This is a genomic window from Metabacillus herbersteinensis (assembly GCF_042433335.1).
GTDB lineage: Bacteria > Bacillota > Bacilli > Bacillales > Bacillaceae > Metabacillus > Metabacillus herbersteinensis.
Genome location: NZ_JBHLVO010000003.1, coordinates 190,931 through 211,402 on the forward strand (window position 1 = coordinate 190,931; position 20,472 = coordinate 211,402).

At 36.5% G+C, this 20,472-nt stretch carries 24 protein-coding genes; 13 read left to right on the plus strand and 11 right to left on the minus strand.

What is annotated here, in order from left to right; all coding sequences use genetic code 11:
- Positions 1-94 precede the first annotated feature (94 nt).
- Both ACFFIX_RS05965 and ACFFIX_RS05970 read left to right on the plus strand, forming a co-directional pair.
- Positions 95-997, plus strand: coding sequence for an aldo/keto reductase (locus tag ACFFIX_RS05965; protein WP_378931568.1), 903 nt, complete (start codon positions 95-97; stop codon positions 995-997).
- Between the two features lie 136 nt (positions 998-1,133).
- Entirely contained in the window at positions 1,134-2,735 is a 1,602-nt protein-coding gene (locus tag ACFFIX_RS05970; protein WP_378931571.1) for a gamma-glutamyltransferase family protein, read from the plus strand.
- A 14-nt stretch (positions 2,736-2,749) separates the two neighbouring features.
- Here ACFFIX_RS05970 and ACFFIX_RS05975 read toward each other — a convergent pair whose 3' ends face one another.
- Complete coding sequence (locus ACFFIX_RS05975; protein ID WP_378931573.1) at positions 2,750-3,430, minus strand: TerC family protein; 681 nt, start codon at positions 3,428-3,430, stop codon at positions 2,750-2,752.
- 80 nt (positions 3,431-3,510) lie between these two features.
- Positions 3,511-3,882: a YuzC family spore coat inner layer protein gene (locus tag ACFFIX_RS05980; RefSeq protein ID WP_378931575.1), complete on the minus strand. Its 372-nt coding sequence runs from the start codon at positions 3,880-3,882 to the stop codon at positions 3,511-3,513.
- 176 nt (positions 3,883-4,058) lie between these two features.
- Here ACFFIX_RS05980 and ACFFIX_RS05985 point away from each other — a divergent pair, with 176 nt between their 5' ends.
- From ACFFIX_RS05985 to ACFFIX_RS06025, 9 genes are all read left to right on the plus strand, one after another.
- Entirely contained in the window at positions 4,059-4,295 is a 237-nt protein-coding gene (locus ACFFIX_RS05985; protein ID WP_378931577.1) for a hypothetical protein, read from the plus strand.
- A gap of 230 nt (positions 4,296-4,525) precedes the next feature.
- Positions 4,526-4,666: a DegQ family regulator gene (locus ACFFIX_RS05990; RefSeq protein WP_378931579.1), complete on the plus strand. Its 141-nt coding sequence runs from the start codon at positions 4,526-4,528 to the stop codon at positions 4,664-4,666.
- 292 nt (positions 4,667-4,958) lie between these two features.
- Positions 4,959-5,837 carry a polyprenyl synthetase family protein gene (locus ACFFIX_RS05995; protein WP_378931582.1) on the plus strand — a complete coding sequence of 293 codons (879 nt, stop codon included), beginning with the start codon at positions 4,959-4,961 and terminating at the stop codon, positions 5,835-5,837.
- Between the two features lie 2 nt (positions 5,838-5,839).
- Positions 5,840-5,998, plus strand: a complete 159-nt coding sequence (comX, locus tag ACFFIX_RS06000) for a competence pheromone ComX (protein WP_378931584.1) — start codon at positions 5,840-5,842, stop codon at positions 5,996-5,998.
- Positions 5,999-6,019: 21 nt separating this feature from the next.
- Entirely contained in the window at positions 6,020-8,314 is a 2,295-nt protein-coding gene (locus tag ACFFIX_RS06005; protein WP_378931586.1) for a histidine kinase, read from the plus strand.
- Positions 8,315-8,389: 75 nt separating this feature from the next.
- Positions 8,390-9,031 carry a response regulator transcription factor gene (locus ACFFIX_RS06010; RefSeq protein WP_378931588.1) on the plus strand — a complete coding sequence of 214 codons (642 nt, stop codon included), beginning with the start codon at positions 8,390-8,392 and terminating at the stop codon, positions 9,029-9,031.
- A gap of 370 nt (positions 9,032-9,401) precedes the next feature.
- Entirely contained in the window at positions 9,402-10,067 is a 666-nt protein-coding gene (locus ACFFIX_RS06015) for an SIMPL domain-containing protein (RefSeq protein WP_378931590.1), read from the plus strand.
- Positions 10,068-10,413: 346 nt separating this feature from the next.
- Complete coding sequence (locus tag ACFFIX_RS06020; protein ID WP_378931592.1) at positions 10,414-11,496, plus strand: PQQ-dependent sugar dehydrogenase; 1,083 nt, start codon at positions 10,414-10,416, stop codon at positions 11,494-11,496.
- Positions 11,497-11,509: 13 nt separating this feature from the next.
- Entirely contained in the window at positions 11,510-11,890 is a 381-nt protein-coding gene (locus ACFFIX_RS06025; protein ID WP_378931931.1) for a hotdog fold thioesterase, read from the plus strand.
- 51 nt (positions 11,891-11,941) lie between these two features.
- On the opposite strand, the gene ACFFIX_RS06030 is transcribed toward ACFFIX_RS06025, so the two are convergent.
- The 8 genes from ACFFIX_RS06030 to ACFFIX_RS06065 are packed head-to-tail and all read right to left on the minus strand — an operon-like array spanning position 11,942 to position 18,387.
- Positions 11,942-12,622, minus strand: coding sequence for a DNA alkylation repair protein (locus tag ACFFIX_RS06030; RefSeq protein WP_378931594.1), 681 nt, complete (start codon positions 12,620-12,622; stop codon positions 11,942-11,944).
- A gap of 4 nt (positions 12,623-12,626) precedes the next feature.
- Positions 12,627-12,989 carry a monovalent cation/H(+) antiporter subunit G gene (gene mnhG, locus ACFFIX_RS06035; protein WP_378931596.1) on the minus strand — a complete coding sequence of 121 codons (363 nt, stop codon included), beginning with the start codon at positions 12,987-12,989 and terminating at the stop codon, positions 12,627-12,629.
- Positions 12,973-13,257: a Na(+)/H(+) antiporter subunit F1 gene (locus tag ACFFIX_RS06040; protein ID WP_378931598.1), complete on the minus strand. Its 285-nt coding sequence runs from the start codon at positions 13,255-13,257 to the stop codon at positions 12,973-12,975. The genes mnhG and ACFFIX_RS06040 overlap by 17 nt, the downstream gene beginning before the upstream one ends.
- Entirely contained in the window at positions 13,257-13,733 is a 477-nt protein-coding gene (locus tag ACFFIX_RS06045) for a Na+/H+ antiporter subunit E (protein WP_378931600.1), read from the minus strand. The genes ACFFIX_RS06040 and ACFFIX_RS06045 overlap by 1 nt, the downstream gene beginning before the upstream one ends.
- 5 nt (positions 13,734-13,738) lie before the next feature.
- A complete protein-coding gene (locus ACFFIX_RS06050; RefSeq protein WP_378931602.1) occupies positions 13,739-15,217 on the minus strand; it encodes a Na+/H+ antiporter subunit D in 1,479 nt (492 codons plus the stop codon).
- A complete protein-coding gene (locus ACFFIX_RS06055) occupies positions 15,210-15,551 on the minus strand; it encodes a Na(+)/H(+) antiporter subunit C (protein ID WP_378931604.1) in 342 nt (113 codons plus the stop codon). The genes ACFFIX_RS06050 and ACFFIX_RS06055 overlap by 8 nt, the downstream gene beginning before the upstream one ends.
- Positions 15,551-15,985 carry a Na(+)/H(+) antiporter subunit B gene (locus ACFFIX_RS06060; RefSeq protein WP_378931606.1) on the minus strand — a complete coding sequence of 145 codons (435 nt, stop codon included), beginning with the start codon at positions 15,983-15,985 and terminating at the stop codon, positions 15,551-15,553. Before ACFFIX_RS06060 ends, ACFFIX_RS06055 begins: the two co-directional genes overlap by 1 nt.
- Positions 15,982-18,387: a Na+/H+ antiporter subunit A gene (locus tag ACFFIX_RS06065; protein WP_378931609.1), complete on the minus strand. Its 2,406-nt coding sequence runs from the start codon at positions 18,385-18,387 to the stop codon at positions 15,982-15,984. The genes ACFFIX_RS06060 and ACFFIX_RS06065 overlap by 4 nt, the downstream gene beginning before the upstream one ends.
- Positions 18,388-18,640: 253 nt before the next feature.
- Here ACFFIX_RS06065 and ACFFIX_RS06070 point away from each other — a divergent pair, with 253 nt between their 5' ends.
- On the plus strand, positions 18,641-18,868 hold the full coding sequence (locus tag ACFFIX_RS06070) for a hypothetical protein (protein ID WP_378931611.1): 228 nt from the start codon (positions 18,641-18,643) through the stop codon (positions 18,866-18,868).
- 419 nt (positions 18,869-19,287) lie between these two features.
- Positions 19,288-19,845, plus strand: coding sequence for a DUF5366 family protein (locus ACFFIX_RS06075; RefSeq protein WP_378931613.1), 558 nt, complete (start codon positions 19,288-19,290; stop codon positions 19,843-19,845).
- Between the two features lie 216 nt (positions 19,846-20,061).
- Here ACFFIX_RS06075 and ACFFIX_RS06080 read toward each other — a convergent pair whose 3' ends face one another.
- Positions 20,062-20,469 (minus strand): thiol-disulfide oxidoreductase DCC family protein, encoded by a 408-nt coding sequence (locus tag ACFFIX_RS06080; RefSeq protein WP_378931615.1) that lies wholly within the window; start codon positions 20,467-20,469, stop codon positions 20,062-20,064.
- Positions 20,470-20,472 lie beyond the last annotated feature (3 nt).

Consider the following 20,472-nt stretch of genomic DNA (forward strand, 5'->3'; position numbering starts at 1 on the left):
CTCCCCTTTTATATTCAAGTAAGTAAAATCTTTTTTTATATAAACATTTTCCGTATACAATAGAGAAGCAATTAATTATAAAGGGGATTTGACAATGGAACGAATTCAGCTTGCAGAAGATCTTTCTTTTTCGCGCATCATACATGGTTTATGGCGATTAGCCGATTGGGATTTTTCACAAGAAGAAACGCTACAGTTAATTGAGGAGTGTCTTGAAAGAGGAATTACGACATTTGATCATGCAGATATTTATGGAAGCTATACATGTGAAGAACTTTTTGGAGATGCCCTAGCATTAAAGCCCGAGCTTCGAGAAAAAATGGAGATTGTTACGAAATGCGGAATTAAGTTTGCATCAGCAAATCGACCTTCTCACACGAGCAAATGTTACGACACAAGTAAACAACACATCCTCCAATCTGTTGAGCAATCGCTAAAAAACTTTCAAACAGATTATATTGATGTCCTGCTAATCCATCGCCCTGATCCGTTCATGAACCCAAGGGAAGTAGCGGAAGCATTTTCACAGTTAAAAGAAGAAGGAAAAATGAGACACTTCGGGGTATCAAATTTTAAGCAGTCACAATTTAACATGCTGCAATCTTTTTTAGACATGCCACTTGTTACGAATCAAATTGAACTGTCTACCTACCATTTGGAAAACTTTCAAGATGGGACAGTAGATCTTTGTTTAGAAAAGCGAATTGCCCCGATGGCTTGGTCTCCACTCGCGGGTGGTCAGGTCTTTACATCTCAAGATGAAAAGGCAATTAGACTTCGCGAAAAACTAGCCTCAATTGCAAAAGACGTAAACGCTAAAGAAATTGATGAGGTCATGTATGCCTGGTTACTCCAACATCCAGCAAACATTATGCCAATTGTCGGATCAGGAAAACTGGGTCGTATCGACGCGGCGATCAAAGCCCAAGAGATTAAACTAACAGTCGAACAATGGTTTGATATTCTTCAAACTTCAATGGGGCATGATGTACCTTAATAGAATTGCTACACTCCACAATCACAGATGATTGTGGAGTTTTTATTAGGTGTTGCAGTTGTTAACCCTAATAATAAGAATTTTCTGATATAATAAACCTATTCGTATTCCGAAATAATAAAGGGGGTTTTCAATCATGGATTATTTACATCATCCACATGCTTCACAGCGAATGACTACGATTGCAAAGAACGGAATGGTTGCGACTTCTCAACCTCTAGCGGCTCAGGCAGGGTTAGATATTTTAAAACGAGGGGGAAATGCGATTGATGCAGCGATTGCCACTGCTGCATGCTTAACAGTAGTTGAGCCTACTTCTAATGGTATTGGTGGGGATGCTTATGCTTTAGTTTGGGTAAAGGACAAGCTTCATGGCCTAAATGCAAGTGGACCAGCTCCACAAGGGATATCAATAGAAGGTGTAAAGAATCGTGGATATGAAAAGATACCTACTCATGGTTGGATTCCAGTTACCGTCCCTGGCATTCCTGCAGCTTGGGCAGCATTATCTGAAAGGTTTGGAAAATTAAGCTTGCAAGAAGTGTTAGAACCAGCAATTCACTATGCAAACAAGGGGTTTCCGATCTCTCCTATCTTAGGGAAGCACTGGGCAAACGCCTACAATGTTTACAAAAATTTAGAGGGTGCTGAGTATCAAGAGTGGTTAAACGTTTTTGCTCCAAACGATAGAGCACCTCAAATTGGAGAAATGTGGAGTTCGCCTGATCATGGACGCACTTTAGCTGAAATCGGTCGTACAAACGGTACTAGTTTTTATAAAGGAGAGCTTGCCGAGAGAATTTCAGCAGCTTCCACAGAGTTCAATGGTTTTTTAAGATATGAAGATTTAGCTTCTTTTAAGCCAGAGTGGGTTGACCCAATTTCTATAAACTATAGAGGGTATGATGTATGGGAAATTCCGCCTAATGGACAAGGGATTGTGGCTTTAATGGCCCTCAATATGCTGAAGGGGTTTAAGCTTCGTGATGAACCAACAATTGAGACCTATCATCAGCAAATTGAAGCAATGAAATTGGCATTTGCTGATGGAAAGGAGTTTGTTACCGATTCTAAAAAAATGAAAATTAAAACAGGAGAGTTACTATCAGAAAGCTATGCTGCTAAAAGAAGCTCACTTATTACAGACAAAGCTTTACTTCCTGAACCTGGAACACCTTCTAAAGGGGGGACCGTTTATTTAGCGACAGCTGATAGTGAAGGCAACATGGTGTCATTTATTCAGAGTAATTATATGGGTTTTGGTTCAGGGGTGGTGGTTCCAGGGACAGGCATCGCCCTTCAAAATCGTGGTCATGATTTTTCACTTGATCCGAATCATGTAAACGCACTATATGGTGGCAAAAAAACGTTTCATACAATTATCCCTGGCTTCTTAACGAAAAATGATCGTGCTGTCGGTCCTTTTGGAGTAATGGGTGGGTATATGCAGCCTCAAGGGCATTTGCAGGTTGTCATGAATATGGTTGATTTTCATCTCAATCCTCAAGCAGCTCTAGATGCACCAAGATGGCAATGGATAGAGGGGACGCAGGTGGTGGTTGAACCTAGTTTTCCAACTACAATCGCTCAAGCTTTACATCGAAAAGGACACAATATACAAGTTGCATTGGACTCAGGAAGCTTTGGAAGAGGACAAATAATTTGTCGTGATCAAAACTCAGGAGTATTATTTGGCGGAACTGAATCTCGAACAGATGGAAGCATTGCAGCATTCTAAAAGGAGGACGAACTTTAAGTTCGTCCTCGTCTTGCTCTAGTTTGTATTTTTTTGTGAAAATAACCAAAATACAAAACAAGAGCAACCACAGCCAACTCGAATCCGTATTTAATCCAGTCTTCCGCAAAGAAATCTGCCATAAAAGGCTCTTTTACAATCATTTTTGTAGCAGTCCAAGCTAAGATTGCTGATCCAATCACGATAATAATTGGATAGCGCTCGATAAACTTCAAGATAATTGTACTTCCCCATACAACGATCGGAATTGAGATCAGTAGCCCTAGTATGACGAGTAGAAAGCTTCCGTGAGCTGCTCCAGCCACAGCTAAGACATTATCAAGTCCCATTACAGCATCGGCGATAATAATCGTTCTGACCGCAGCCCAGGTACTTCCTCCAGCTTTAACATCATGTTCTTTCTCTTCCGTTAATAACTTGAAGGCGATCCAAATTAGAATGATCCCACCGACAAGTAAAAGTCCAGGGATTTCTAATAAATAAACAACAAGAAGGGTCGCAATGGCACGTATGAGAATAGCTCCAACCGTACCCCAAATGATCACCTTTTTTTGGTTCTCTTTTGGTAAGTTTCTTGCAGCCAGACCGATTACAATTGCATTATCCCCAGCTAAAACTAAGTCGATAATGATAATCGAGAGAAGAGCTGAAAAAAATTCAATCGACCATAGTTCCATTTTAACCACCTCAAAGCTAGTTTCAGTTTCTAGAAAGTAATTTATCCTAGTCAGATTTTAACTAATTGGTGAAGTATGTATCACCATCGCAAGACCACAATAAGTTGACAGCAATCACTTTTCAAAATTATTCTTATTCCATCAGGATTAAATTCAGATTCGAGTGTATTTTTTATACCGAGTGTTAATAACAAATCAACTACTTCTTTTTTCTTAGACTGCTGTGCTAAGGAAAGAATTCTCTTCGCAAACTCTGGAGAAGTTGATACTTTATCTGTCATTTTTTGTGCGTCTTCAAAAAGAGTTCCGACTAGCTTAGATGATTCTGAAAAAACTTGCGGATTAACATCGGGATATTGGCGATAATAAGGATATAAGACATAACAAGGCATAAAGACAACCGTATTCATAGACGTCAAATAAGGATACATACAAAACTCGCGTCGGTACATACGACTCACCCCCTATCTATTCCTTACACTATATGTAAGAGAACGAAACATTTTCCGAAACATCAGTTGTTAATTTAATATGTCATAAAATTACAAAGTTTTTTTAAAGAGAAAGGATTTTCTTAACTTTTGTCGAAATTCAAGTAAGATTACAAAATAAAGGAGGTCTATTCTCTATGGTAGAGCAGCCAACGTTTTTCGTACTAGACGATAAAATGGTTGCGGTTTTTTCGGTTCGTAAAGACAATTGCACGGTTAAGATGGAATGCTTGTTTTCTAAGACTGAAATAGAAGATTACACCGTAGAGTATCAGGGGCCTCTAGAAAAAAAAGAAGAGTTGATTGAATATGCAATCACTCAAGCAAAGAATATTGTTGGATCTGAATTCAGCACTGTAGCAAGAGTTGATTAATTTCAGCTCTTTTTTTCTACTAAACATAGGAAAATAGAAGGATATCTTTAATTTTCTAAAATGTATAAAATGGACTATTGCGTTTTTGTTGCGGTATCACGCACAAGGGTTTTCGTATTCTTTTCGTTGAAGAAGTCTTCATACTCCTCTAAAATTTGAAGTAAGGAAGAGCAAATGATTATGTGTCGTTGGCCATACATTCGCTAAAGTGACTAAAGGAGTGTGTAAAGATGGATCAACGAAAAATAGAAGAAATGGCACAAGCCTTAATGCAATTAGAAAAGGAAATTCAGAAAACAAAACAGTCCCTCCAACTTATAAATAAAAGCATTGATAAATACGATAAATACGCTTTTTTAAATGTTTCTTGAAAACTTGGCAAATCGCCAAGTTTTTTTTATTGAAATTCTCTAGCTATATAAACGATTATTAAATTAACAAACTCAGTTATATCAACGAATTAATCCTCCTAGGAAATTCCTACTAACAAAACTGAAATATTTATGTAATAAAAGTAATAGATATATGTTAAATATATGTTATTTTCTGCTACTATATTTTTCTTTTATATAGTAATATATTTCCGAAGGGGTGATTGTGATAGGTGAGAAATTACTCATAAACTCTGACCTTTTAAAGTGTGAAATGACCAATGGAATTGCTATGAATTTAGCGAATAAAGAATTGTCCGACATCATCACTGCTTTTGTAAATGAAAGAAAAGGCGTCTATTTCGGACAATTAACCTATATCCATTACAAGGTATTTGGTGGTCAGGAAAGTGAGATTCTTTCCTTGGCAGCTGCTGTCGAACTTCTAGTTCTATCGTTTGATATGTTTGATGACTTTGAAGATTTGGACAACCTAGAAGAGCCTTGGATGAAAATTGACCGATCTATTGCGCTAAATGCAGCAACAACCATTTTTACAATTAGTCAAAAGATGGTTCACCAATTATCATCTGCTGCTAAGATACACATACATGAAAAATTTCTTCACTATTCTCTCCAAGCAATGCAAGGACAACACGATGATCTTCAAAATCAGACAAGCACGGAAAAAGAATGCTTAAATTTGATGAAGCTAAAATCAGGATCATTAATCGCGTTAGCATCTGTTTGCGGTATGCTACTTGCAAATAAAGCACATCCAGAAGTAGAACAATATTCACTTCAAGTAGGAATTGCAGCTCAAACGGAAAATGATTATCGTGATCTCTTTAACCTTGATAAAAATGATCTATCTGCTAAGAAAAAAACACTTGCCTTTCTCTATCTTCAAAAAGGCTTTAATGAACATTGTATTGAGATAGCTCATTATTTTGACAGTGGTCATCATTTTAATCACTATTTTAAGAGTAAAAAAGAATTTAAAGAAAAGTTAGTCCAAACCGGTGTAATTCACTATTTAAACGTTATTAAGCAAATCGCAATAAAAAAAGCTGCTAGATTAATAGAAGAACTTCCATTAGAGAAATATCAGATTGAGACTTTAAAATCTCATTTGATCATAAATGAAAAAACCAAAAACGAGGAGAGATAACCATGCAAGAAATCGTAAACTTTTTAATCGAAAATCCAGACGTACTTGAAAAAGTAGTAAGTGGAGAAGCAAGCTTGCTGGGTGTTGAGTTAGATGAAGTTTTGGGATTGGTTGAGGGATTCTTAAATGGAAGTAAAACAACGAACTTATATTGGTGGTAAGAAATAATAAAGGGTGTTTTTATGTCTTTAAACCTTAATAAAATTTATCCAGTTATTGTAATTGTATGCATAGTTTTGTCCATTTACTACACATTCCTATGTATTGAACATCCTTATGTAGGCGCAACTGTAGTAATTGAAGACGATTCCTTAATTGTCGATGAAATAGAACCGAAGACATGGGCTGCAGAAGTAGGTCTTGAGCAAGGTGATAAATTAATAGAGATTAATGATAATGATCCATATTTGCATTATCCTTCAATAGGTTTTGGACAATTAGAACAAGTTCAGCACCTAATTATTGAAAGAAATGGACAAAACCTAGAATATTTTGTTTCTGATACTCTTATTACTCATCAAAATCTATTTATGCTAATCATTCCATTAACGTCATTTTTACTTTGTCTATTTTGTAGTTATTTTGTATATAAATCTAATAAGCGTCTTAATTTGGCTTCTGCATTTTTATTAGTTTGTTTTTTGTTTACAATAGCAATGGCATACCTTAGTGGAAGTGGCTCGGCAAGGGGAGATTTATTTAGTAGATACCTAAATCTATCCCTTTTTTTATTGGTTCCTGTATTATATATGCATTTTATATATCAATACTTTTTAGAATCTGGAAAAAAGCTGTTTAGTAAAAAATTTATTCAAGTTGGTTATATACTTGTCCTTTTTAATATTCTAGGAGAAATAACTCAGGATATCTTTCAATTCTCATATATTTTTAATAAGCTTTCAAACTTAATTAGCTTCTTTATTTTAATTATATTAACTTTTGTTTTAAAGTTTTCAGGCTTGAGAAAAGTAAAATATTCAGAACAAGCTTATTTTGTGAAAATAATTATTATAACAAACATACTTTCATTTTCTCCCTTTGTTTTTCTATATATTTTGCCTTATATCATTTTGAATAAATATATTTTTCCACCAACTTTTCTAGCTTCTTTTATATTACTAATACCCTTTTCACTCGTTTATCAATTTTTAGCAACTAAAATTTACGATATTGAGTTTATTTTGGGCAGACTTAGATATTATGCTCTATTAGCTGTCATTCCAACTTTTATTTTTGTAGGAATAATGCTGGCTATAAAAGAAAGTAACCCAACCTTTTATCCAATCAAACTCTCAATCTTCATCTATCTCAGCATGTTACTAGTCTTTTATGTTAAAGAAATCTTTGACTTCCGCTTCAGACTCAAGCGTTTCTCTGAAAAGTACAATTATCAAGATAGTATTTTTAAGTACACTCAGAGTATTAGTAAGTTCAATAATCTTGATCAAGTGGTGACAGAGTTAAAACAGGTTATTACAGATGTTTTAATTGTTAGCCGTGCTTATTTGATTGAAGTTGATAAACAAAAACGTATTTTGTCGGTTGATGTTCATGCGAAGGAAGCGGATCACAGTCCGTACGAAAAAGAAGTTAAAAACGTTACAGCGGAGATCGGTAAAATTATTGAAGTTGATCGTGGTTTTCTATTAAATGTTGGAGAAACTGAGGATCGAAGTTATGTATTGTTGTGTTTGTCTGTTTTAAATACACCAAAGCTTACTCGAGATGAAATGTCTTGGCTGAAAACACTCTCTTTTTACACAAATGTGTCTGTTGAAAACTTCTTGAAAATAGAAGAGTTGATGGATCATTTGCAGAAGATTGAGAGGGAAGGAACCAATCCAGCATGGTTAACAAAGCTTCTTTTTTCAATTGAGGAGAAACAACGATCCAATTTAGCGAAGGATCTCCATGATTCCGTACTTCAAGATTTGGTATCGTTAAAAAGACAGTGTGAATTAGCATTAACAGAATTAGACAGTGCCCCTTATGAATTAAAAGAGCAATTGCATGAGATGAATAGTAATATGACAAAAATTATTAAAACAACGCGTGAGACATGTCAAGAATTACGACCACAGCTTTTATATGACTTAGGTTTAGTTAAAGCTCTTAATAAGCTTGTCGCCCAATATCAAGAGTATGTTGCATTTACTTTACGCTTAAATACAGGTAATTTTAACGTAAATATTGATATTGATACGCAGTTAAACTTATATCGAATAGTTCAGGAATTACTTACAAATGCGTATAAGCATTCCGAGGCTAAACAAGTCCTAATCATGCTTGTTTGTATTAAGGATAAAATTGTTTTACACTACGAAGACAATGGTGTTGGATTTGATCAAGATGATATTTACTCAAGTACTGAGAAGATGGGGTTGTCCGGAATTAGTGAGCGTGTTAAGTCACTGAAAGGAACAATCCAAATTGAAACCTCCAAAGGTGGAGGCTTTAAAGTTGTTATTGAAATATAGATAGTTTTAAAAGACTTGGCAATTGCCAGGTTTTTTTATTAAAATTAGATAGTGGATAGCGAGAGGGTGAAGGTGATGATTCATATATTAGTTGTAGATGATCATCCGGCTGTAAGAGAAGGAACAAAAGCTATACTAGAAACAGATTCAGAAATAAAGGTAGATTGCCTCAATCCTCCATATACGATTGAGACGGTTAAGAATGTAGATTTTTTACCGTATGATGTGATTTTAATGGATTTAAATTTAGGTGATATTAATGGTATGGAGCTTTCAAAAGAGATTGTAAAGCATACTGCAAGTTGTAAAGTAATTCTCTACACGGGTTATGAAGTAGAAGATTATATAGAAGAAGCGGTTCTCATCGGTATGCACGGTGCAATTAGTAAAACAGAGCCAAAGGAAAAAATCCTCGCTTACATACGCCACGCTGTCGAAGATGAAATTGTCGTTAGTTATAAGTATTTTAAAGAGTTATTGCTACATCAAAAAACAAAAGCAATTGACTCTCAAGTCGAAAATGGTACGTTAACTGATCGTGAAAAGGCTATCCTGCAAGAGGTTGAGAAGGGCTTTACAAATCAAGAAATTGCTGATTCTCTTCATTTAAGTAAACGTTCAATTGAATATAGTTTAACTTCGATCTACAACAAGCTCCAAGTTGGAACACGAACAGAGGCTGTGTTAATCGCAAAATCTGAAGGAATTATCGAGTAGAGAACAGAAAGCAAATACGCTTTCTGTTTTTTTCTTTGAAAAAGGTTAATAGAGTTGTCGGGAAAGGTAGTATTTTGTCGAAACGTCGATAAAGTGAAAATTCCGAAGATAAGATGCCTATTTTCGAAGATAAACGATCTCCACTGCAAAAAACCCCCAAACATAGATGTGAAATTCCCTACATAATGATGTTAAATCACAACTTGGAGTGACAAAATGATTATTTAAGAGAAAAATCCCCGTTATTATTCCCATTACGAGGTTTTTGTTCAAGGTGCCTTCAGGTTTTGTGAAAAAGTGACAAGCTCTAGAAAAAGCTGCATATACTGTGATAAAAAGAAGTCAAAGCTTGGAAAAGGAGGAGGAAAACATGTACAGAAATGGTGTAGAACCTTATCCAAACACACCGAGGAAGCTACCAATAATTGATGTCCAAGGTGTGGGTGTCATACAGGCGAAACCAGACACAGCCGTTATAACAGTTGGAGTGTCAACGGAGAATGAAGATGTAACGGTTGCACAACAGGAAAATGCTAACCAAATGAATCGTCTTCAAACTGCATTAATCTCGATAGGAATTCAGGAAAGTCAAATTGAAACGATTTCATATACAGTTTTGCCTCAGTATCAATATAGTAGTAATGGTGAGAAGATCTTTAAAAACTATGAAGTGATTAATATGATTTCAATCAAAACAAAGGATTTAGATATGCTAGGAACGATTTATGATGCAGTTTTTAAAAATGGTGCAAATCGCGCTGAAACGATATCATTTTCACTTTCGAATGAGGATGAAGTGTTAAACAGAGCGTTAATGATTGCAGCAAAACAGGCGTTTGAAAAAGCAGATGTGATTGCGAGAACATACCGAGTAACATTAGTCTCAACACCACTTAAAGTAACCGAAGTTTTGTCAGGTTTTTATCCCCGTAAACTGGAGTTGAGTATAGCTGCAAGCAGCCCAACACCTATTGTTATTGGGGAGATTCCAATCCAAGCTACACTAAATGTGCAATTTTCATTTATTCAGAGATGAGTCGACTCGGCTCGTCTCGTCTCGTTTTTTTACATAATTACTCTCTAATATGTGCCTAGAATTATACAAAACACCAAATCTCAAATTCTTTACAAAAATGAAACAAATTCTCAATATTAGCATGATGTTGGTCATTTATGATGGAACCTATATCACTTGAACGATTTTGGTAAGCGTTTTCATAGATATAGGAGGTTTCAATGGACATTATGGCTGTTTCCCCAATTTTATTTTTATTTTTGTGTTACTTTTTATTTGTTTTGTATGTTTTGAGAAAGTAGTCAAAGATGTTTTATGGCGGAATACACGGTATACTAGAAATAAACGTGATTAAAGGAATGATTTTTTGAAAAAGTTTTTATGTACGAGTATGGCACTGTTTTTATTAACAGGATGTTTTCCAATTGAAGAGGAGACTCAGAATGAGCAGCCTTCAGAAGAAGTTGATACAAATGTTGTGTCTGAGAGTTTGTTAGAAAAATTAAATGTACCTTGGTCAATTACAAAAATTGATTCAATTTTTTATATGAGCGAACGTAACGGTAAAATTGTTGAGTTTGACAGTGATCGTAATGAACAGACCCCTCAAGCTATTCAACTGACGAAAGAGGTCCATGTTGAAGGGGAAGGTGGATTACTAGGGCTCACCTTAACACCTAATTTTGAAAACACAAAACAAGCCTTTGCCTATCATACCTACCTTGAAGACAATGTGATTAAAAATAGAGTCATTATCATTGAGTTAGAAAAGGATCGTTGGATTGAAAAGAGTGTACTTTTAGACAATATTCCAGGCGCACGGTTTCATAATGGAGGACGTATAAAAATTGGCCCTGATCAGAAATTATACATCACAACTGGAGATTCACTGAACCCTGATTTAGCACAAGACACAAACTCATTAGCCGGTAAAGTTTTAAGAATGGAGCTTGATGGATCGATACCTATTGACAACCCAATCGCTGGTTCATATGTTTATTCCTATGGACATCGAAATCCACAAGGACTTACGTGGGATGAAGCTGGAAGATTATATAGCACTGAACATGGACAAAGTGCGCATGATGAAATTAATCGAATCGAACCGGGGAAAAATTACGGCTGGCCTGTCATTGAAGGTGATGAGCAAAAAGAAGGAATGGAAACACCTCTTTATCATACAGGTGAAGAAACCTGGGCACCGTCAGGGATTGCATACCGAGCGGGACAATTGTACATCGCAACATTATCGGGAGCAGCAGTTAAGGTTTTTGACCTTGAATCGGGAGAAATTCAAAATGTACTTGAAGACACTGGGAGAATGAGGGATGTTCTGATCGCTCAAAATGATCTGTTTACGATCTCTAACAACCGTGATGGGAGAGGAAATCCATCTGAAAAAGATGATCAATTATATAGGGTAAATTTAACAACTCAAAGGGGGAAATAAAATGGATATAAGCATGAATAATACTCTGTTAGAATCACTTGGCATCCGTATTCTAAAGGTTTCTGATGAAGGCGTCATTGCAACCATGCCTGTTGACAAACGAACACATCAGCCATACGGTCTTTTACACGGCGGTGCATCTGTTGCACTTGCAGAAACCGCTGCAAGTATAGGTGCCTACCATTTTGTTGATAAAGAAACGGAAATTTGTGTTGGCTTGGAAATAAACGCTAACCATATTCGTGGAAAAAAAGAAGGTATTGTTACAGCACATGCAAAGCCAGCTCACATCGGAAAAACCACCATGGTATGGGAAATCCAAATTGTCGATGAAGACAACGAACTCATTTGCCTTTCAAGGTGCACCATGGCTGTCTTGAAAAAGAAAAATTAAAAAACACTCAACTTACAAATGTAAGTTGAGTGTTTTTGGTTTCGATAAGGACTATTCCTTTTCAGGATGCGATAGAATATACTTTAGTCCCTCTCGTTTGCTTAAAGGAGCAAGTTGATTGTTTCCTATAAAGTTAATAACTGAAGAACGATTTGTCTTTGAATATTCTCTTAATGCCCATCCAATTGCCTTTTGAATAAAAAATTCTTTTGAAGCAGTGTGTAGCTTTATGTAACGATAAAGCAAATCTTCATTTGTTTTGTCTTTGTATCTCAATTGAAAAAGAATAGCGGTTCGGTTTAACCACATATTATCCGAATAAATCCAGCCTTCGAGTTGTTCTTCAATTAAATCAGGGTGGCGCTTAATTAAAGGACCGACAACATTGCTTGCCAGCGGATCCACAGAGTCCCACCAAGACTCTGTAACAATCAGCTTTTTTACAAATCTTAGATCTTCAGCTTGAAGAAGCTTCTGCTGAGCAACAAGAAAATCAATCGCCACACATTTTAATTCTCTTTCCTTAAAAGACCAGAGTTCATCCACTACCTCTTTTAAGCGTTCATTTGGCTTTCCATGCTCGTTCACAAATGCTTTCACGAGCGCTCTTCTTTCAGGTGTTTTTATGCCATAGAACGTATATTGATTCCTCATATACTTTTCCATATGAAAAGCATTTTCTTCATTTCGATGCTCAGCGATAAACGACCTAAGATCTTTTGCGTAATTCATATTTTCATCCCTTTGAGTGCTTCTTTTCCGATCGAGCTTCTTTCAAATCATCCTGCACACTCTTTTCCCATAGTGGAACGCCTGAATTGTAAGCGGCTCTACTGATCAAGTGTCCAGCAACTGGGGAGGTAATCAGAATAAAGACAATTCCGAGTAATACTTTTGCATTGACCTGCTGATCAATGAATAAAAAGTAGAGAAAAACTCCAAGTAGAATACTAGTAATTCCTAATGTAGCACTCTTAGATGCTGCGTGATTGCGTGTGTACACATCTGGTAACCTTACAACACCGATTGCTGCGATAAGGCTTAGAAATGCACCTTGGAGAATAAGGTAGCCGATAAGAAATTTAGCGATCACGATCATTTTCGATAATCTCTCCCTTCTCTAAAAACTTTGAAAAGGCGACGGTTCCTATAAAAGCTAAAATACCTAGCAGTAAAATAATCTCGACAAATGAACTAGATGTCAAAATGACTGAAATGATTGCCGTAATACCCATTAGGTTGATGCCAATTGCATCAAGCGCGACCACTCGATCAGGCGTAGAGGGTCCTTTAACTAGACGATAAAGATAAAGTAAGGAAGCCACTGCAATCAAAAGCAACGAAATTGTTAAAACCAATTCAAACATTAGCGGCTTACCTCCTTTATTGCTTTTTCAAATGTATTTTTAATATCCCATTTTGCCTGTTCTGCATCCTCTAAATCAATCGCATGAATATAAAGGATTGTGTTATCATCTGAGACGTCTAGCACTAGTGTGCCTGGAGTTAGAGTAATTAAGTTAGACAGAATTGTAATTTCCCAGTCTTTCTTTAGCTCTGTTTCAAGAGCAAAAACACCTGGCCGCATCGTAAGCTTGGGTGATAGAACTAGCTTTATAACCGAAATGTTCGATTTTACAAGCTCAGAGAAAAAGAGAAAGATCAGACTAATTACAGCAAAAATATTTAATATATAGAACCTTTGATCAAAAAATCGTCTAAAAGCAACCATGACAAGGATTCCAAAAAAGTAGCCTTTAAAAAATGCTAATGCAGAATAATCATTCGATAAAAACATCCAAATAAATGCCAGAAAAAAGTTTAATAAAATCTGAAATGCCATATGCACTACTCCTTCAATACGGCTTGAATATAGATTGATGGATCGATTAATGTCTCTGCAGCTTGATTAATATAAGGAGATATCCACTCTATACCTAAGCCATATGCTACTGAGATGGCGAGCAAGATAGCGATTGGATAGAGTAGCCCTCGTGTGGAGCCATACTCTATGTTTTCTTGCTTGGGTTCTCCCCAAAAACCATTAATGAAAATCTTCATAACAGAATAAAGAACAAGCAAGCTGGACATGAGAACTAAAAAGGAGATCGTAAATTGCTCAGCTTCAAATCCACCTTTAACGATCATTAGCTTTCCAACGAATCCACTTAATGGAGGAATCCCGGCTAATGATAGAGCCGCGATAAAAAACATCCAACCGAGAAGTGGGTGGTGCTTAATGAGGCCGCCCATTTTCCGTAGATTGCTTGTACCTGTTACCGCAATCATTGCACCTACTAATAAAAACAGAGCAGCTTTTATAAACATGTCATGAACTAAATAATAAACGGATCCCTCAATAGAGGCGGGTGTGAACGCAGCTACTCCAAATAGGATGACGCCGACAGCTGTAATAATGTTGTAGATGACAATTTTCTTAATATCCCAATAGGCGATCGCCCCAATGACTCCGAATACAATCGTTAAAGCCGACAACCAAGCTAAGATTTCATGTGTAAATCCAGGGTCGTGATAGAAAATAAGCGTATACACACGTGTAATTGAGTAGACTCCCACTTTCGTTAGTAAAGCACCGAATAATGCTGTTACAGCGATTGGTGGGGCCTGGTAAGAGCCAGGTAACCAAGAGAATAATGGGAAGATAGCACCCTTCATCCCAAATACAACTAAGAAAAGGATGGAGATCACAGTGATTAGACCAGTCTGTCCATTTTCTGCTATCTTGACGCTTAAATCTGCCATATTTAGCGTTCCAGTTACGGCATATAAGTAAGCAACAGCGATAACAAATAGGGCAGAAGAGAAAATATTAACTGTTAAGTATTTGATTGATTCTCTCAGTTGAATTTTGGAGTTACCCAACACAATTAACATATAAGATGACATTAACATGACTTCAAAAAATACAAATAAGTTAAATATATCGCCTGTTAAAAAAGCACCAGTAACACCTACCAATAGAAATTGGACAGCAGGATAGAAAAAATACTTTTCTCTTTCAGCTGATGTGCTTGTAAACGAAAATAGAAGAGCGGTTAATCCAATGATGCCTGTAGTTAAAGCTAGTAAGCTTGAATACATGTCAGCGACTAACACGATTCCGTATGGTGGTCTCCAGTTTCCGATCTCTAATGTTTGAATCCCTGAAATATGTACGGTTTGCACAAGGATACAAGCAATTACAACTGCAAACCCAGATGCTAGCACACTTATCCACTTTTGAACGGTGGTTCTTTTGTTAAAAAAGATTAATAGAATCCCCGTAAGGAGGGGGATAACTATTGGTAAAATAACTAAATTATTCATTTTGATCATTTCCCCTCAAGAGATCCATATCATCTGTTCCTAGTTCTTGATAAGAGCGATAAGCGAGTACAAGGAAAAAGGATGTAACACCAAAACTGATGACAATTGCTGTTAAAATAAGAGCCTGAGGCAATGGATCAACATAGGATGCTGCATCCTCCCCAAGCAAGGGTGCTGCTCCCTCTTTTAATCCACCCATTGTTAAGATTAAAAGATGGGCACCATGACTTAATAAACCCGTTCCAATGATAATTCTTAATAAACTGCGTGATAACATTAAGTAAGTTGCAGAGGTAAATAAAATTCCAACGACAATCGACATGAGTATCTCCATTATTCTGTCTCCCCAATCGTTTGAATAATGGTCATTGTGACGCCAACCACAACGAGATAAACCCCTAAATCAAATAAAACTGCAGTGGCCAAAGAGGTTTCACCTAACAGTGGTAACTGTACATAATCAAATGTATGCGTTAAAAAAGGAACATCATAAAAAAGTGATCCCAATCCTGTTAAAACCGCAATGAGAAGTCCAGTGGCGACCATTTTTATATAATCAACTGGCAATGTTCTTTCAATTGTTTTGATATCAAAAGCTAACAATAATAAAACAATTGCTGCTGAAGTCATCAGTCCGCCTATGAAGCCTCCACCAGGAGTATAATGTCCTGAAAAGAAGAGGTGTAATGAATAAATAACGATAATAAATGTAACAATCTTTGTTGTTGTTTGCAGAATAAGGTCATTTGTTTTTACGTTTGTTTTCAACCCTCTTCCCCCTTTTGTACCTTTATTCGAATCATGCTATAGATAGCAAGAGCTGCAATTCCTAGTACGGTGATTTCAAATAATGTGTCAAAACCTCTAAAATCAACGAGTATCACGTTAACCATATTTTTAGCACCAGCTAAAGTATAACTATTTTCTATGTAATACGAAGCGATGGTTTCGCTTACACGTTGACTATTAGCAGATAATGCAATCAATGTCACAATCACACCAACACCTATTGAAAGGACCGCATTGGTCATTCGAAAACGAAGCTTTTTTTCCTTCTTTTTAAGCTCAGGAAGATGGTAAAAGCAAAGTAAGAATAGAGAAACTGAAACTGTTTCAACAATTAGTTGTGTTAAAGCTAAATCAGGTGCACGGAACAACACAAAGAAGAGAGAGAGAGAGTACCCAACTGATCCTAACGCAATAATCGCTGTTAAACGAGATCTTGAAAGCAACGTAGTTATACTTCCTAATACCATTACGAGTGCGAGAATCACTTCATATATTCCGATTTTTGCGGTTCCATTAAACGTTAGCATAAACGCATCTTGAAATGCTAATGAGGTCCCCAGAATGATAATGAAAAAACCGAAAATATAGGCTAAATAATTATGCAAAGAACCTGTCATATAAAATCGTGTGATGGTTAGAGAGGACCTGTCTAACCCAAGAAGAGTTCTGTCGTATAATTTATTAAGTGTTAACTTTTCAGGTAAAATGCGATATACACTTCTCCACTTTGAAAGTGTAAAATACCCAAGAGTTCCTAGCAAAACAACACCAATTGTCATATAAAGCTCAAGTGACCAACCGTGCCAAAAAGAAATTTCAACATGGAATCTTTGATCAGGGCCTATTAATGACGGAATAATAGAAGCCATTGCTGGTTCAATTAATGAATAGGAAAGCAAATTTGGAAAGAAACCAAAAATCACTACAAGTGAAGCTAATATAATTGGAGAAATCAGCATTCCAATCGGTGCCTCATGTGGTTTTTTCTTTAGTTTTTCAGGTTGATACTTTCCAGTGAAGGTTTTGAAAACCAAAACCATACTATAAAGAAAGGTGAAAATACTTCCGACCCACGCAAGGATTGGGAATAGCAGTCCCCATGTTTCTAGTTGGAAAAAATTCAGTTCGAGTACACGAAGCATTGCTGTAAAAAACATTTCTTTACTTAAGAATCCGTTAAAAGGAGGCAAGCCTGCCATTGAAAAAGCACCAATAATCGCGATCGTAAAGGTAATTGGCATCAAGCTCATCAACCCACCGAGCTTCCGAATATCTCGTGTGCCGGTTTCATGATCGATAATCCCAGCTACCATAAACAAGCTTCCTTTAAAGGTTGCATGATTAATAAGGTGGAAAATTGCTGCTAAAGTGGCGACTGTGAAATAACTGTCATCAATAGCATCAATGTGAAGTGCAGCTGCTCCAACACCAAGTAAGGACATAATCATCCCCAACTGACTCACCGTGGAAAACGCAAGGATCGCTTTTAGATCGGTTTGCTTTACCGCGTTAAAAGAGCCCCAAAACATCGTAAGTATTCCAAAAAACGAAACCAACCAGAACCATTCAGGAGTTCCTGCAAAAACAGGGCTAAATCTTGCAACCAAGTAAATCCCCGCTTTAACCATTGTCGCTGAGTGTAAATACGCACTAACTGGTGTTGGTGCCTCCATCGCATCAGGTAACCAAATATAAAAGGGAAACTGTGCGGATTTTGTAAACGCTCCTAAAAGAACGAGAATGAGTGCAGGAATAAATAACTCATGCTGAGCAATTTCAGGTACTTGAGAAATAATTTCTCGAATACTGTACGTACCTGTCATCATGTTTAACATCACAAATCCACCAAGCATCGCAAGTCCACCGAAAATCGTAATCATCATCGATTTTTGTGCACCATATCTTGATTTTTCCCTGGTGTACCAAAAGCCAATTAACAAAAAGGAAGATAGTGACGTAAACTCCCAAAAAGTATAAAGGACAATCAAGTTATCCGATAGAACGACACCTAGCATCGCTGTCATAAACATCAGTAAGTATACATAAAACGTATGTAATTGTTCTTTTACCTTAGACAGATAATAAATCGAGTATAGGACAACAAGCGAACCGATTCCGGTAATAAGTAAAGCAAATAGTAAGCTAAGGCCATCTACGTATGCTGTGAAATTGATCCCTAACGAAGGAATCCATTCGGCTTCAGCAATAATTGTCTCCCCGTTCATTGTTACGTCCAAAAAACGCAGAAAATATAGGAAAAGGACAACGGGAACAATAAGTACAAACCAACCAGTATGAATTCTTTGGACATACTTATAAAGAAATGGGATGAGTATGGCAAAAATTAGCGGAAATAGAATTGCCAAATGCAAAAATGTCATGATCTAATGTACCTCCTAACCTAGAAATGGATGAACTAGTTACTCTTATATAAAAAACATTACCGTACGTCGGACAAAAAAAATTTTGAGCTTCAAAGGTAGTATTCTCCAATTATAAGATTCCTAGTAGAGCTGTGATGTTAGAGCTTAAATTGTTGATTTCGAGTTCATATGAACATAAAAATGATAACAAATTTCTGCTAATTTGTATATTCTTTCGATTTTAGCAAATGCTGAAATTGAGGTGATCACCATGCATACAAAAAAGATCATCACTGCTGGGTGTATATTTACAGCGCTGTTTAGTAGTGCCTGGTATACGAATGAGAAAGTAAAACGTGAGTATGTGGATCAGGTCACATTCGACACCCCACTTACCGAGATAACAAACGCTGAAACACCTGTAGATTTTTTAACGGATGATAGGTATGTACTCGAGAAATTTAAGCCACGTGAATATGTGAGAGTGGTTAGTCGTTAGCAGGATGTTGATGAGCATCCTGTTTTTATTTGTGGAAAGTTACTGTCTACTTCAAGTCGAATTCTTTTTGAAACCTTTAAAAATCTAAACTGTAAAGAAGGTAAACGAAAGAAGGTAAACGATAGAGAGAGGAAGACTAAAATGAGTGAAGTTAATGTAAAGTGGATGAACCATTGCGCTCATAAGATACAGGTGATAATTGTGATTATGGAAGATGATAATCAATAGGGGAAGTACGATTAGTGATGAAGCAAGAACAGAAATAGGATGAATGAGAAGGGTTCATAGCAATTCCTCCTATTTAGTAGATTGTATCGAAGACACATTTTTTTCATCCCTCTAAAAATTCATATCTTCTTGTCAAACAAGTGACCATGATTGATAATGAGGATGGGAATTTTAAGATAAGGACTCATACGATGAAAAATACATACTTTACAAGTTATTTTCCGTTAATATCGATTCTACTTTTTAGCACATCTTTATCCATTTCAACGGTCATGCATGTGATAGATTATTTGAAAACTTTCGGAATTTATGATGGTATGCTTGAATTTTTTTCAGCTAATGGAATTAAATTGGCTCTATTTATTTTGTTTGCTTTAATCTACTTCATGGTGTTTTCAGCACTCAAACTAATTGCAAATACTGTAACAGAGCTATCTCTATTGTTCTTCTCTAAAGAGAGCACTGGAGAAAGTTTAACAAAAATCAGAGGCGGATCTTCTTTCTACTTAATTGGTGGCGCGCTTTCTTTATTGTCCATTCAATTTATAGTAGGAATTGCAGCAGTTTTCGTGGTCACATCGGTTATCTATTTCGTCTTTATCGTCTATCAAATTAGCTCAGCTTTGACCTCGTATTCGTTAATTGGGTTAGTCCTCTTTCAAGTTTTATTTTGGTTTACCTTTTTACTTGGGAATGTTTACCTATTTGTGCGTCTATATAATAGTGTGATGGCGAGCTTGCCAATTTGAATTTGTTTGACTAGTTCAGTTTGGCCGTTATTCTTTTCTCATAAAAATTTGGCACTCATCCCGGAAAGTTGGGCAGTTCAGGCAAGAAGTTTGGCGGTCCGCATCGAAAGTTGGGCGCTTAGCACGAAATTAGGCAAACTCCCGCAGTCTTCAAAGAGTTCAAGACTCTCGAATAGATCATAAAAAAAAGCCGCTTTCCATTTAAGCGGCTCTTCCCTATGATAAAAAACGTTTGCGTACTTCAGGTGTTGGTATCATACATTGATCACGTTTGCCGAACCATTTATACCTGTTTTTAGCGATCCAAAGATAGACTTGATCTCTAAGTGGATTGGGAATGACAATTAACACATAAAACAGGGACCAAAATCCTCCTATGCCTTTTAAAACATGGAGAGTGGCAGTTGATTTTGTATAAACAGTACTATGATCAAGATAGACAAAGCTATCAAAGTCAGTATTAGGTAATTGGTGTTTAGTCAATAGATCCTGACCGACTTCTGATTGAAGAGCTGCGAAGCGAAAACGTCCCTTCTTGTCATGTCGAATCACAAAATTTATGGTGTTGTTGCAGAAGTTACAGACTCCATCAAACAACAATACCTTGTGCTGTTCATCCTTCATCTT